Below are 13,772 nucleotides of genomic sequence, written 5' to 3'. Positions count from 1 at the left end.
TATCGAATTGCAAAAGTAGATATTTTTAATGAGTTTCCACAAATAAATCACATTTTTTAATGCAGTATTTGATTCTCTGCGCTTTTTCTTTTGACAGTTTAAAAAAAATATCCAATTTTGAGGCCGATTATTAACGGACCGAATGATATGGAAGATTTTAAAAAGAAAATGAACGCAGACATGAATGATAAGGAGATTGTTTTCTCCAAGTCCATCAAAGCAGGTAAACGCATCTATTACCTTGATGTGAAGAAGAACCGTAAAGATGAAATGTTTTTAGCAATTACGGAGAGTAAGAAAGTAGTGATGGGAGAAGGAGATGACTCTCAAGTTAGCTTTGAAAAGCACAAAATCTTCTTATATAAGGAGGATTTTCAGAAATTCATGGCAGGATTGACAGAAGCCCTCAATTTCATTAACCACAACGACATGAATGATTATATCAGCCGCCTGAATGAAGAGGCAGATATAAAAAGAGAACAAGAAGCGCTTGCCGAAGAAGCAAAAGAGGACAAGCTGGAAAACGAAATTAAGATTGATATTGACTTTTAAAGAGGTAACTCTTTGATATTTCAAAAAAAAACTGTACTTTTGCACCGCTTTTTTGCAACATCATGTGATAATCCACATCGTGTAATGGTGAATTAAGCAAAATAACTTAATTTAGAGTAACACAATTTTTTAAGAAATGAAATCAATTGAAGTAAAAGGAACTGCAAGAACTATTGCAGAACGCTCTTCAGAACAAGCAAGAGCCTTGAAAGAAATTCGTAAGAACGGTGGTGTACCTTGTGTACTTTACGGAGCTGGTGAAGTTGTTCACTTTACAGTGACTAACGAAGGTCTTCGTAACTTGGTTTATACTCCGCACATTTACGTAGTAGATCTGGATATCGATGGCAAAAAAGTAAACGCTATCCTGAAAGATATTCAATTCCATCCGGTAAAAGACAACATTCTTCATGTTGACTTCTATCAGATTGACGAAGCTAAACCTATCGTTATGGAAGTTCCAGTACAATTGGAAGGTCTTGCAGAAGGTGTTAAAGCCGGTGGTAAGCTTGCATTGCAGATGCGTAAGATTAAAGTGAAAGCTCTGTACAATGCAATTCCTGAAAAACTGACTGTTAACGTTTCTCACCTGGGATTGGGTAAGACTGTTAAAGTTGGCGAATTGAGCTTCGAAGGTCTTGAACTGATCAGTGCTAAGGAAGCAGTTGTATGTGCTGTTAAGTTGACTCGTGCAGCAAGAGGTGCAGCAGCTGCCGCTGGAAAGTAATTTGAGATTATCCCTGTAAAGAGATATAGCAAAACGCAGATTAATGCAGATTAAAGCAGATGTTCAGTCTGCATTAGTTTGCGTTAATCTGCGTTCTCTTTTTATATTAACAAACTGTTTTTACGAAAAAAACAATGATTAAATATCTAATTGTCGGACTAGGAAACATTGGGCCTGAATATCATGAAACCAGACACAATATTGGTTTCATGACAGTGGAGGCATTGGCTAGAATCAACAACGCCCCTCCTTTCATTGACGGACGCTACGGGTTTACTACTAGTTTTTCAATCAAAGGACGCCAGTTAATTTTACTCAAGCCATCAACTTTCATGAATCTGAGCGGACTAGCTGTTCGTTACTGGATGCAAAAAGAAAACATTCCATTGGAAAATGTATTAATAGTAGTGGACGATCTGGCTCTCCCCTTTGGTACTCTACGTCTGAAAGGAAAAGGAAGTGATGCCGGACATAATGGCCTTAAGCATATAGCAGCCATTTTAGGAACCCAGAACTATGCCCGTTTACGCTTTGGTATCGGTAATGACTTCCCGAAAGGCGGACAGGTTGACTATGTACTCGGACACTTTACTGATGAAGACCTCAAGACAATGAATGAAAGACTGGAGACCGCCGGAGAAATCATCAAAAGTTTCTGCCTGGCAGGTATAGATATTACCATGAACCAGTTTAATAAAAAATAAGAGCATTTACAGTCGGCTACTTATAGCGCATTTGCAGTTGGTTTTAGTCAGTACACCACTAAGATATTGTACATCATAAATTAATAAATCATCAATAGACATATGGCAGAAGCAAGAATAGATAAATGGATGTGGGCCGTTCGTATTTTCAAGACACGCACAATTGCTGCTGAAGCTTGTAAGATGAATCGTGTCACCATTAACGGAGCATATGTAAAAGCCTCTCGCATGATAAAGCCAGGTGATGTGATTCAAGTCAAGAAACCGCCTATCACCTATTCATTCAAAGTGCTACAAGCTATCGAAAAGCGAGTAGGTGCCAAACTTGTACCCGATATGATGGAAAATGTAACAACTCCCGACCAATATGAACTATTGGAGATGAGTAAAATCAGCGGATTTATCGATCGTGCACGAGGAACCGGACGTCCAACCAAAAAAGATCGCAGAAGTCTGGAAGAATTCACTGCTCCGGAATTTATGGACGACTTTGATTTTGACTTTGATTTCGACGAAGATAAATAAACACTAAATAATATAAATGATAAACGGCGAACAAACCTGTACCTCTATGTTACAGTTTATTCACCGTTTATCATTTATCAAATACTCCGATTACAGATTTGCTTTCACCGCATCAATCAATTCCTGATATTCAACATCCGTCAAATAAACCTTTCCCGGATTCATCTGGAATATACCTCCATAATCAGGTCCGTCGACATATTTCGGAGCCAGATGAAAATGCAGATGAGATAATTTATCTGAATAAGCACCATAATTTATTTTTTCCGGCTGGAAAGCCTTCTGCATCGCACGAGTAACACGTGCCACATCAGCCATAAATGCATTACGGTCTTCATCACTCAATTCATTCAAATCATTCGCGTGATCCTTGTAAGCAACGAGGCAGCGCCCCCGATAAGTTTGCTCTTTAAACAAAAACACACGTGATACACTAAGCTGCGCAATCTCAATCATCAGATTATGCAACGTTTCATTGTTCTGGCAATACAGACATTCTTTTGGATCGCTCTTCATGATATTATTATTTTTATGTTTTGACAAAGCAAAAATAGTCGTTCTGCTTTTATTTCACCTGTATTTTTTCGTTTTTTTGATCGACTAATTGGTACACATGCTCTTTTTCACCGACAACCCACACTACATCACCCTCTTCGAATGGCGCATTTACATCCGGTACCATCAGCGTCCCATCTTCCCGTTCCACACCGGCTATCATACAATGGTATTTATCCCGTATACCGGATTCACGAATTGTTTTACCCAGAAAAACAGAGTCCGTATCAACAATAAACTGCTTTAAAATCATCTCTCCTTTTTCATATACATCCCAGTCTATTTTAGCACCACTTTGCATCGCACTGCTAAATACGTTCAGCTGTTCATCTGTACCTATCACCTGAATCTTATCCATAGGGAAAAGGCGTACAGAACCACCGGGAATATTAATCCTCCTTTTTCCTCGTAAGATAGAAGCAATATGAATTCCATATTTCTTACCTAAATTTAATTCCATCAACGTTTTTCCCGCCCAAGTTGATTCACCCGGAATCTCCAAGTCTGCCAAATGCAAATCATGTGACAACAGGCGTCCGGCATATTCCGGCTTCTTTTCTCCCAAATATTCTGCACGTACCTCTCTGGAACGCAAGTTTTGAAAGAAACGCCGTTCAATTAATATAGATTGTTTTTTCAAACGACGCGACCATACCATCAACAGAACAGCAAGCACCGCAACTCCAATAATCAATCCAATAGATGCCTTAAACAATCCCGATATCACAAAAATAACAAATAATGCCGCTATCATTATACGTATGACAATAGTAGATACCAATGGCGCACGATTAGCACGATTATCATGCCACAGAGTCATAAATTCCACGGAATGGTTTTTCTTCACCATAATGGCGCGCAGGAAAGGCGCAATACAGAGAATGATAAAAACAGCCCCCAATAATGATGCCCAGAAATGAGGCAAATTCTCTTTAAAAAATGGCACGACAAAACGGAAAGACAGTGCAATAATAGATATACTGACTATTGAATATACTACAGTAATACGCACCATTGCCAGCAACAGCTTCTTCCACAAATTCTCATGATTAAGCACAGTTTGCGATCCTGAAGAATAGCGCATCAAAAACTTCCGCCAGGAAGCAGGTAAATGAGCATCTACAAAAGAGGAAGCAGGTTCAGCCAAGCGAATCATATAAGGAGTCAGGAAAGTGGTTATCACTGAGACAGCTACCACTATCGGATATAAGAAATCGCTCGTCACATGCAGAGATACACCTAAGGAAGCAATAATAAATGCGAATTCACCAATCTGGGTCAAACTGAAACCGCACTGCATAGCAGTCTTCAATGGTTTACCGGAAAGAATCACACCGAATGTTCCGAATGTAGCCTGCCCCAAAATAACCGCGATCGTAATCACAATAATAGGTATTGCATATTCAATAATCATTGCAGGGTCGACCATCATACCCACCGACACGAAGAAAATAGCGCCGAAAAGATCTTTTACAGGTTTCACCAGTCTGTCTATAGATTCCGCTTCGATCGTTTCCGCCAGAATAGACCCCATAATAAACGCACCGAATGCTGCGGAAAATCCTGTATTGGCTGCCATTACCACCATGCCGAAACACAGCGCCAATGATACAATAAGCAAAGTTTCCTCTCCCATCAGCTTTCTGCAACGTTTCAAGAACTCCGGAATCAGATAGATACCTACTACAAACCACAGAATGAGGAAAAACAGCAATTTGCCAATACTCTCCAGCATTTCGGTACCTTCAAAATTATGACTCACCGCCATTGTAGAAAGCATCACCATCAATACAATAGCCAATATATCCTCCAAAATCAGAATACTCAGCACAAGTCCGGTAAACTGTTTTTTTCTTAATCCCAAGTCGTCGAATGCCTTATAGATAATAGTAGTAGAAGACATCGCAATCATACCACCCAAAAACAGGCTGTCCATTCGATGCCAGCCGAATCCCATGCCGACGCCTATTCCCAGCAATATCATACAAAAAATAATAGTACAGGCGGCAATGATAGCAGAGCCACCTACCTTAACTATTTTCTTAAAACTAAACTCCAGACCAAGAGCAAACAACAAGAAGATAACACCAATGTCCGCCCATGTCTTAATATTGGCGGTATCCATCACTGATGGTGTAAAAGGCATGTGCGGACTTGCCAGAAACCCGGCAACCACATATCCCAACACCAAAGGTTGCTTCAACTTCTTAAAGAGTAAAGTCATAACGCCGGCACAAATCAGTATCAGTGCAAGATCGGCAATGAGTGTAGGTAATTGAGACATTGTTTTATCGTATTTGGTGACAAAATTATAATAAATCTATGGTATAAACAATATATTCACAAATATGTTTTAAGCCAATAGCCTCAAATAGATTGCATAAAATATCTAATTATTTACATAAGACATAATTAAGCGGAAAAATCGGCAGCCTATCTATTATAGATAAACTACCGACTTCATTTTATGATACCAATTCTCCCGCCATAACCTTTATTTTCTCTTTGAATTTGATAAAAGTCATAGATCTCTGAAAGCTAACTATCAAGCTATTCTAAAGGAGTAAATTCTTTATATTCTCTAGACATATTTATTTCCCCATATTCTCCCCATCGGTCATAAATGGCAAATTTCTTGGTTGTAAGTTCCTCTATATCCCAATAATGATCCGAACCAAAATAAATTGTACTGGAATTCTGATCATAAAAAGCCCATCTCACATTGACATCACGCCGTTGCTCTTTTCCGTTTTTATCAGTAACAATTGAAGTTTGAGTACACGTACCATCGTTTCTAAACTTATACAACCCTTGAATCGTCTCTTCAGCATCATTGACTATTTTTTGACTAGCCCACGTTACACCACATATCAAAGATATGACATCATCTTCCGCCTTTGTATAATATCCGGTCTTCTCCACACAACCTGTCATAAGAAAAGGCATGATAAAAACGAGCGATACAAAAATCCATTTTTTCATCAACGTAAGAATTTGAAGTTTGCAATACGGGGAGCATTCAAACTCGTCGTTTCAAAATTCCATTCTGCATAATCACCCTGAGTTGTAGACCATTCAAAACAAGGATTGATATGATAACCAATTCCACAAAATAAAATTCTTGCTGTTTCCTTGTTATCATTACTTCTAAGGTGGCAGGTCACGTAAAATGCCCAGCCTGCATTCTTATAAGATTGTGGATTTAATTCTATGGATGTTTCGATATGATTGCCTTTATTTATATAATAATTCTCTTTGTGATCCGTCACATCAAGTGATGCTACTGTAGAAGAATACCTGCCATTATCAGACTGTTTTTTCTTCAGTTCAATTGGTGAATCATTCTTTATTTGACTAATGTATATTTCATTTTCTGTTATCATAACAATATAGTCCACGCCATGAGAAGCCGCCAACTGTCCGGAGCAACTATTTATTTGATTAAGACTTTCTTTAAAGATACTAAGATTAAGGGAATTGACGGAGTTTAGCTCTTCTACATCTGCGTTGGTTATATAAGATAATACAGAATTACGTTTATTAGAGTTGATATAATATTCATGTGTAGTTTTATTTATATCAACAAATTCATTTAACACCGCAGCATCTTGTTGGTAGTTACGACTTGCTGGAGTTGGAACACTAAAATTATCTCTACAGCTCTGAAAAGATAAAGATAATAAGATAATTACTGAAAATAAAACAGACTTCATAGTTGATAGTTTTTTGTGTACAAATAATAATCTTTCAAAATTAAGAAACTGTCTTTAATCCATACTATCAATTAGATGAAAAGAAGTTAATATTAAAAAGAATTATACTACCACAATCATTTCACTTCTCACTTTTACATCCATTTAAAGTTTTATCCGATATCCAAAATAAATAATACAAGAGGGTAATCAAAACCCTTATAAATGAAAAATTACCCTTGCCACAGATTGAACTGCACCCCAAAAGTTGGACACAAAACTTTAGGAGTGCAGTTCAGATAATTGTAGCGAGGGTAATTTTATTGAGAGGAGAGTTTTGACATCCCCTTTATTTTCTAAAAGGTGGTTTCACCACTATTGCCTTCAGTTTACGTCCGCGCATATCAATACAGATCTCCGTACCTACTTTAGCATATTCCGGTTTCACATACCCCATACCAATACCAATCTTACGAGTAGGAGACATCGTTCCGGAAGTCACCACTCCTATACTCTCTCCTTCTGCATCCACCAGTCCATAGCCATGACGAGGAATTCCCCGGTCGATCATTTCAAATCCAACCAATTTACGGGTAGTTCCTTCTGCCTTCTGTTTTTCCAGCATCGGACGGTTGATAAACTCTTTGCCTTCCACAAACTTAGTAATCCAGCCTAATCCTGCTTCGATCGGTGAAGTTTTATCATCCAAGTCATTGCCATAAAGACAAAACCCCATCTCCAGACGAAGCGTATCACGAGCACCCAGTCCTACCGGCTTTATCCCGAACTCCTCTCCCGCCTCAAACACCGCTTTCCACATCGTTTCTGCAGCATCGGGATAGAAATAAAGTTCAAAACCTCCGGCACCAGTATATCCGGTATTGGAAATAATCACATTCTCCTTTCCCGCAAACTTACCAACGGTAAACGAATAATAAGGAATAGCTGACAAATCAATATCTGTCAGTTTTTGCAAAGCAAGAACAGCCTTCGGACCTTGAACGGCAAGCTGTGCCATGTTATCAGAAGAATTTTCCAATTCCACCCCTTCCGTATTATGGGAAACACACCAATTCCAGTCTTTCTCTATATTGGCTGCATTCACTACCAACAGATATTTTTCCGGCTCATAGCAATACACAAGCAAATCGTCTACAATCCCCCCTTCTTCATTAGGGAAACAGGTATATTGTATTTTTCCGGGAACAAGTGCCGCCACATTATTGGAAGTCACCTTCTGAAGAAAGGATAACGCTTGCGGACCTTTTACCCAAAATTCCCCCATATGGGATACATCAAATACACCGACTGCATTGCAGACAGTCAGATGTTCATCAATAATTCCAGAGTACTCGATGGGCATATTATAACCTGCAAATTCATGCATTTTAGCACCTAATGCAATGTGTTTCTCTGTAAACGGAGTGGTTTTCATTTTTTATGTATTAAGTTTTAAGTAATATTGAACATTGATATTCGTGAAATATAATCACTTGGAGGCTACCAGTTCTGCAATCTTCACAATGACATTCATCGCCTTCTCCATATTGGGGATAGGAATAAATTCATAACGCCCATGGAAGTTGAGACCACCTGCAAAGATATTCGGACAAGGCAAACCTTTAAATGAAAGCTGTGCTCCATCCGTACCTCCACGAATCGGCCTTACATTCGGCTTCACACCTACTGCTTCCATTGCAGAGAAAGCTGTGTCGATGATATGCATCACCGGTTCTATCTTTTCGCGCATATTATAATATTGGTCACGTAACTCCAATGCAGCTGTACCTTCTCCATATTCGGCATTGATCAGGGCAACCAAACGTTTCATTTCTTCCTTGCGTTCCTCAAATTTAGCACGGTCATGATCACGGATAATGTAGGATACTGTACTTTGTTCCACATCTCCCTGAATACCGATCAGATGATAGAATCCTTCATAACCTTCGGTCTGTTCCGGAGTTTCCATAGAGGGCAGCATCGCAATAAACTGATTAGCGACACGAATCGAGTTTATCATCTTATTCTTTGCATATCCCGGATGTACGTTACGTCCTTTAAAAGTAATCTTTGCAGCGGCAGCATTAAAGTTTTCAAATTCCAACTCTCCCACTTCACCACCATCCATGGTATACGCCCATTCACAGCCAAACTTCTCTACATCAAACTTATGGGCACCTTCACCGATTTCCTCATCCGGATTGAATCCGATACGAATCTTTCCGTGTTTGATTTCAGGGTGTTCTTTGAGATAAGCTATTGCTGATACAATTTCGGCAATCCCCGCCTTATCATCCGCACCAAGCAAAGTTTTTCCGTTTGTTACAATCAGATCCTCCCCTTTATGATCGCGCAGTTCCGGAAATTGTGCAGGAGAAAGGATTATATTTTCCTCTGCACAAAGCACTATATCCGAACCATCATAGTCTTTTACAATACGTGGAGAAACATCTTTCCCGGTCATATCCGGACTTGTGTCCATATGAGCAATGAACCCGATAGTGGGTACTTCCTTATCTATATTGGCAGGAAGCGTGGCAAAAAGATAGCCATGTTCATCCAATGTAATATCTTCCAATCCCAAAGATTCCAGTTCCGTCTTCAGATATTCGGCGAATACCATCTGTTTTGGAGTACTGGGAGTAAGCCCGGTCGATTCATCCGACTGTGTATCAAAGCTTACATACTTCAAAAATCTGTCTACTAAAGTCATATCTATTTACGATTTAATGATTTACAATTTACATTTTGATAGTTTATAGTGCCGTAAAGGTAAAAAAAGAGCCGTGAATTGACAAACAATTCACGGCTCTTTTTTCTCAGTATATTACTTATTGCTTATATTTCACACTTCACTTCAGAATTTTAATTCTCTGCCATTTCTTCTTTAAAAGTGACTGCTGCCATCAAAACAATGCGTACAAACCTTACATTTCGGCAATCCGATGGCTTCAATCAATGTTTCAAGTGTATTGAATTTCAATGAAGACAGTCCGAAACGCTCGGCTATGATGTCAACCATCTTTTCATATTCAGGCGAACCTGTAGTAGCATATTTTTCCAGATTCTTATTTTCATCGCCTTCCAATTCCTTAATGATGCGGCGGGTAATTAATTCCAAAGCATTCTTTGAAGCAGAGAAACCCACAAACGGACAGGCGTAGATCAACGGAGGACAGGCGATACGCATATGCACCTCTTTTGCTCCATAATCGTACAGAATCTTCACATTATCACGCAACTGTGTTCCACGTACGATTGAATCATCACAGAACAACAGACGCTTTCCCTGAAGCATTGCACGATTCGGAATTAACTTCATCTTTGCAACCAACGAACGCATTTCCTGATTACTCGGTGTGAAGCTACGAGGCCATGTCGGTGTATATTTTGAAATGGCACGATGGTAAGGAACCCCTTTGCCTTCGGCATATCCCAATGCCATGCCCACTCCCGAATCGGGGATACCACAAACACAATCTACTTCTGATTCATCCTTCTGTCCCATCTTCATTCCACTGGTAAAGCGGACTTCTTCTACATTTTTACCCTCATAACAAGAAGTCGGGAAACCATAATATACCCACAAGAAAGAACAAATCTGCATTTCTTCATTCGGCTGGCGAAGCTGCTCGATACGGTCGGCATACATGCGTACTATTTCTCCCGGTCCCAAGTATCTTTCGATCTCATAATCCAGATTTGGAAAGCTGGATGACTCACTGGTTGCAGCATACGCATCTTCTTTCTTTCCAATCACTACCGGAGTACGTCCCCATTTGTCCCGGGCGGCAATAACACTGCCATCCTCCGTAAGAATCAGCATCGAGCAAGAACCCTTGATGTGCTTGAATACATTTTCGATACCTTCAGTGAAAGTTCTTCCTTGTATAATAAGTAGTGCGATAAGTTCCGTCTGATTGGTATTGCTCGAACTTAGTTCGGCGAAGTGCATATTTTGATTGAGAAGTTCTTCTTCCAGTTCCTGGATATTTGCTATTTTAGCGACTGTAACGATGGCGAAGCGCCCGAGGTGAGAATTGATAATGATAGGTTGTGCGTCTGTGTCGCTGATAATACCGATTCCGGCATTGCCTTTGAATTTGTCAAGCTCTCCTTCAAACTTGGATCGGAAATACGTACTTTCCAGATTGTGAATGGAGCGAATGAATCCTTTCTCCTGACTATAAGTCGCGAGTCCGCCCCGCTTTGTACCCAGATGTGAGTTATAATCTGTACCATAGAATAAATCAGTCACGCAACTTGATTTCGAGACTGTTCCGAAAAAACCTCCCATGTTGTTCTCTTTAATTGATAATGTTAAAAAAAAGATGGCGCAAAAATACAAAAAAGAATCCATCCGATAAAAAAAGCACTCCGCAAAGTTTTAATTTTCTTTGCGGAGGACCTCTAATTTTTATTAAAAACACACAGGAAGATGAACAATCGTTTTAGCTGCGACTCATTTCCATTTCTTAATTGATTTCCGATCGGATGGACTCGCCTCGATGAGACTCAATGCAAAACCGCCGCTACGTGCCAATTGGGCAGATATCTTCGTTTTATTTGTTACAATCCCCTTCTTTATCTGATAGGAAGTCGGATTCTTTTCATAATCAGCATCTTTTCCGTCGGCATAAAGGGTAGCGACGTATTGTTTACCCGGCTCCAGAAAATCAAGGGTAAACGCAGCCGTACGTGCATTTTCATCAGTAATACCACCAACAAACCAGTTATTGGTTCTTTTCGCTTTGCGGGCTACTGTTATATAATCGCCCGGTTCAGCTTCCAGATATTTGCTGTCATCCCAGTCCAAAGCTACATCTTTAATGAACTGAAAGGCGTCCGGATGGCGCTCATAACTCTCAGGCAGGTCAGCAGCCATCTGCAAAGGGCTGTACATGGTAACGTAAAGCGCCAGTTGTTTTGCCAAAGTAGTACGTACAACGCTATGATCCCCTTCCAGAAAAGAAATTCTTGTATCGAAGATACCCGGTGTATAATCCATCGGACCACCTATCAGACGAGTAAATGGAAGCAAAGTAGTATGAAAGGGTTTGTTACCGGCAAAAGCTTCATATTCCGTTCCACGTGCCGATTCATTACCAATCAGGTTAGGATAAGTACGACACAATCCGGTAGGACGTACGGCTTCATGTGCATTCACACAGATCTTATAATCGGCAGCTTTTGTCACAGCATATAAATAATGGTTATTCATCCATTGTCCGTAATGATGTTCGCCCCGAGGGATGATATTACCCACATAACCGCTTTTTACAGCATTGTATCCGTTGTCAGCCATAAATTGGTAGGCTGTATCCAAATGTCGCTCATAATTACGAACGGAAGCAGATGTTTCATGATGCATCATCAGTTTCACACCTTTCTCTTTGGCATACGCATTCAGCATCTTCACATCAAAATCCGGATAGGGAGTGACAAAATCAAATACATAATCTTTGGATTTGCCAAACCAGTCTTCCCAGCCTTCGTTCCAGCCTTCTATCAGTACCTGATCGAAACCATGCCGGGCCGCAAAGTCAATATAACGTTTTACTTTATCATTGTTGGCTGCATGACGTCCGTTGGGCCTTGTCTTTGAATAATCTGTCAGTCCGAGTTTCACGGAATAAACATCATCCGTATATGCCCAACTACTCTTTCCGGTGATCATTTCCCACCAAACACCGATATACTTTACAGGTTTAATCCATGAAACATCTTGGTAAGCACATGGCTCATTCAAATTCAAGGTCAGTTTGGAAGCCAGAATATCGCGTGCATCATCGCTCACAATCACAGTACGCCACGGAGACTGGCAAGGTGTCTGCATATAGCCTTTATCCCCCATTGCATCCGGTGTCAACCATGATTCAAAAATCAGATTCTTGTCATCCAGATTCAGGTGCATGCAGGAGTAGTCCACTAAAGCGGCTTCGTGCAGGTTAATATACAGCCCATCAGCGGTCTTCATTTGCAAAGATGTTTGCACACCTGTCGGTGAAAAAGAAGTTTGAGAAGCATTGTCAGTAATAGCTCCCTTCATCAGCCCCCGGATTTCCGTAAGTTTGGATTCTGTATAATCATACTCTTGGGTATCATAGTCTCCCGGAATCCAAAATGCAGTATGGTCACCTGTCATAGCAAACTGCGAATGCTCTTCTTTAATAACAAAATAGTTCAGATTTTCCTGCTGTGGAAATTCATAGCGGAAGCCCAATCCATCATTATAAAGACGAAAACGGATGATTATATTCCGGTTTTGCACTTTCTGATTCAGTGTGACAGCCATTTCATTATAGTGATTACGAATGGATTTAACCTCTCCCCACACCGGTTCCCACGTTTCGTCGAAAGTGGAAGTTTTTGCATCAATACATGCAAATCCACCCATTAGTCCCGGATCGTTCTTCAATTCAAGTCCCAATTTTGATGGTTTTATCACTTCCTTTCCTTTATAAGAAAGTTCGTACACTGGCTCCCCTTGAGTATTGACCGAAAAGTCAAGCTTTAATTGTCCGTCAGGAGAAGTAATACTTTCTGCCATTGCCGTTGTACCCATAAAAAAAGAGAGTAACAGACAGAGTACTGTCGTAGTTAATATTTTCATGTTCTTCATGATATAAATGAATTAGTTAATAATCGTATGGCAAATGTAGTGAGGAATAGCAAGCATCATTTCGGATTATAATTAAAATATAGTATTCCCGGATATCAAAAAACATATATACATCTAATAATCAAAGATATAATAATTCCCTCCAATAGAAAAAATATAGTGCTTGCATGGAGCGATATAGCACTTTATCACATCGCAAAACGGGATTTTTCTTTATTATCCCGCCCCTATTCAGAAATAAAAAAAATATTTTAGTCTCATAGTCTCATCCTATATCAGGTAATATATAGATAATCAAAACAATACAAAATGAGAGATCCATTTAAAATGGTTATCTCTCATCATTTCTTCATCAAATAGTGTAAGCGTCTCGGCGATGCCGTCTTTTCTTTAAT

General features: G+C 39.7%; 12 protein-coding genes. 4 read left to right on the top strand and 8 right to left on the bottom strand.

Annotated elements, in window-relative coordinates; translation table 11 throughout:
- Positions 1-147 precede the first annotated feature (147 nt).
- From HMPREF2794_RS25915 to HMPREF2794_RS25900, 4 genes are all read left to right on the top strand, one after another.
- The gene (locus HMPREF2794_RS25915) at positions 148-552 is read left to right on the top strand and encodes a PUR family DNA/RNA-binding protein (protein WP_055270681.1); all 405 of its coding nucleotides are present in this window, start codon (positions 148-150) and stop codon (positions 550-552) included.
- A gap of 136 nt (positions 553-688) precedes the next feature.
- On the top strand, positions 689-1,279 hold the full coding sequence (locus tag HMPREF2794_RS25910; protein WP_010537235.1) for a 50S ribosomal protein L25/general stress protein Ctc: 591 nt from the start codon (positions 689-691) through the stop codon (positions 1,277-1,279).
- 137 nt (positions 1,280-1,416) lie between these two features.
- Complete coding sequence (pth, locus tag HMPREF2794_RS25905; protein ID WP_029425427.1) at positions 1,417-1,983, top strand: aminoacyl-tRNA hydrolase; 567 nt, start codon at positions 1,417-1,419, stop codon at positions 1,981-1,983.
- Between the two features lie 102 nt (positions 1,984-2,085).
- The gene (locus HMPREF2794_RS25900) at positions 2,086-2,508 is read left to right on the top strand and encodes an RNA-binding S4 domain-containing protein (RefSeq protein ID WP_010537233.1); all 423 of its coding nucleotides are present in this window, start codon (positions 2,086-2,088) and stop codon (positions 2,506-2,508) included.
- Between the two features lie 90 nt (positions 2,509-2,598).
- Here the strand turns inward: HMPREF2794_RS25900 and HMPREF2794_RS25895 are convergent, their stop codons facing one another.
- From HMPREF2794_RS25895 to HMPREF2794_RS25860, 8 genes are all read right to left on the bottom strand, one after another.
- Positions 2,599-3,024, bottom strand: coding sequence for an HIT family protein (locus tag HMPREF2794_RS25895; protein WP_010537232.1), 426 nt, complete (start codon positions 3,022-3,024; stop codon positions 2,599-2,601).
- 49 nt (positions 3,025-3,073) lie between these two features.
- Positions 3,074-5,347 carry a monovalent cation:proton antiporter family protein gene (locus HMPREF2794_RS25890; RefSeq protein ID WP_010537231.1) on the bottom strand — a complete coding sequence of 758 codons (2,274 nt, stop codon included), beginning with the start codon at positions 5,345-5,347 and terminating at the stop codon, positions 3,074-3,076.
- A 266-nt stretch (positions 5,348-5,613) separates the two neighbouring features.
- The gene (locus HMPREF2794_RS25885) at positions 5,614-6,045 is read right to left on the bottom strand and encodes a hypothetical protein (RefSeq protein ID WP_010537230.1); all 432 of its coding nucleotides are present in this window, start codon (positions 6,043-6,045) and stop codon (positions 5,614-5,616) included.
- Positions 6,045-6,776 (bottom strand): hypothetical protein, encoded by a 732-nt coding sequence (locus tag HMPREF2794_RS25880; protein ID WP_010537229.1) that lies wholly within the window; start codon positions 6,774-6,776, stop codon positions 6,045-6,047. Before HMPREF2794_RS25880 ends, HMPREF2794_RS25885 begins: the two co-directional genes overlap by 1 nt.
- Before the next feature lie 328 nt (positions 6,777-7,104).
- Positions 7,105-8,190 (bottom strand): glycine cleavage system aminomethyltransferase GcvT, encoded by a 1,086-nt coding sequence (gcvT, locus tag HMPREF2794_RS25875; RefSeq protein ID WP_070753085.1) that lies wholly within the window; start codon positions 8,188-8,190, stop codon positions 7,105-7,107.
- 54 nt (positions 8,191-8,244) lie between these two features.
- Complete coding sequence (gene pepT, locus HMPREF2794_RS25870; protein WP_055271846.1) at positions 8,245-9,468, bottom strand: peptidase T; 1,224 nt, start codon at positions 9,466-9,468, stop codon at positions 8,245-8,247.
- 174 nt (positions 9,469-9,642) lie between these two features.
- A complete protein-coding gene (locus tag HMPREF2794_RS25865) occupies positions 9,643-11,052 on the bottom strand; it encodes an amidophosphoribosyltransferase (protein ID WP_010537226.1) in 1,410 nt (469 codons plus the stop codon).
- A 165-nt stretch (positions 11,053-11,217) separates the two neighbouring features.
- A complete protein-coding gene (locus tag HMPREF2794_RS25860; protein ID WP_070753083.1) occupies positions 11,218-13,377 on the bottom strand; it encodes a glycoside hydrolase family 97 protein in 2,160 nt (719 codons plus the stop codon).
- Between the last annotated feature and the right edge of the window lie 395 nt (positions 13,378-13,772).

This window comes from Bacteroides sp. HMSC067B03 (assembly GCF_001811315.1).
Lineage (GTDB): Bacteria > Bacteroidota > Bacteroidia > Bacteroidales > Bacteroidaceae > Bacteroides > Bacteroides faecis.
The sequence above is the reverse complement of the archived record's forward strand: the minus strand, read 5'-3'. Positions and strand labels throughout refer to the sequence as shown.

Bases quoted from the DNA above. Each gene is read 5' to 3' on its own strand.
- HMPREF2794_RS25885 (WP_010537230.1), bottom strand. From the start codon at position 6,045: ATGAAAAAATGGATTTTTGTATCGCTCGTTTTTATCATGCCTTTTCTT.
- HMPREF2794_RS25880 (WP_010537229.1), bottom strand. From the start codon at position 6,776: ATGAAGTCTGTTTTATTTTCAGTAATTATCTTATTATCTTTATCTTTT.
- HMPREF2794_RS25900 (WP_010537233.1), top strand. From the start codon at position 2,086: ATGGCAGAAGCAAGAATAGATAAATGGATGTGGGCCGTTCGTATTTTC.
- HMPREF2794_RS25895 (WP_010537232.1), bottom strand. From the start codon at position 3,024: ATGAAGAGCGATCCAAAAGAATGTCTGTATTGCCAGAACAATGAAACG.
- HMPREF2794_RS25865 (WP_010537226.1), bottom strand. From the start codon at position 11,052: ATGGGAGGTTTTTTCGGAACAGTCTCGAAATCAAGTTGCGTGACTGAT.
- HMPREF2794_RS25910 (WP_010537235.1), top strand. From the start codon at position 689: ATGAAATCAATTGAAGTAAAAGGAACTGCAAGAACTATTGCAGAACGC.
- pepT (WP_055271846.1), bottom strand. From the start codon at position 9,468: ATGACTTTAGTAGACAGATTTTTGAAGTATGTAAGCTTTGATACACAG.
- HMPREF2794_RS25890 (WP_010537231.1), bottom strand. From the start codon at position 5,347: ATGTCTCAATTACCTACACTCATTGCCGATCTTGCACTGATACTGATT.
- HMPREF2794_RS25860 (WP_070753083.1), bottom strand. From the start codon at position 13,377: ATGAAGAACATGAAAATATTAACTACGACAGTACTCTGTCTGTTACTC.
- gcvT (WP_070753085.1), bottom strand. From the start codon at position 8,190: ATGAAAACCACTCCGTTTACAGAGAAACACATTGCATTAGGTGCTAAA.
- HMPREF2794_RS25915 (WP_055270681.1), top strand. From the start codon at position 148: ATGGAAGATTTTAAAAAGAAAATGAACGCAGACATGAATGATAAGGAG.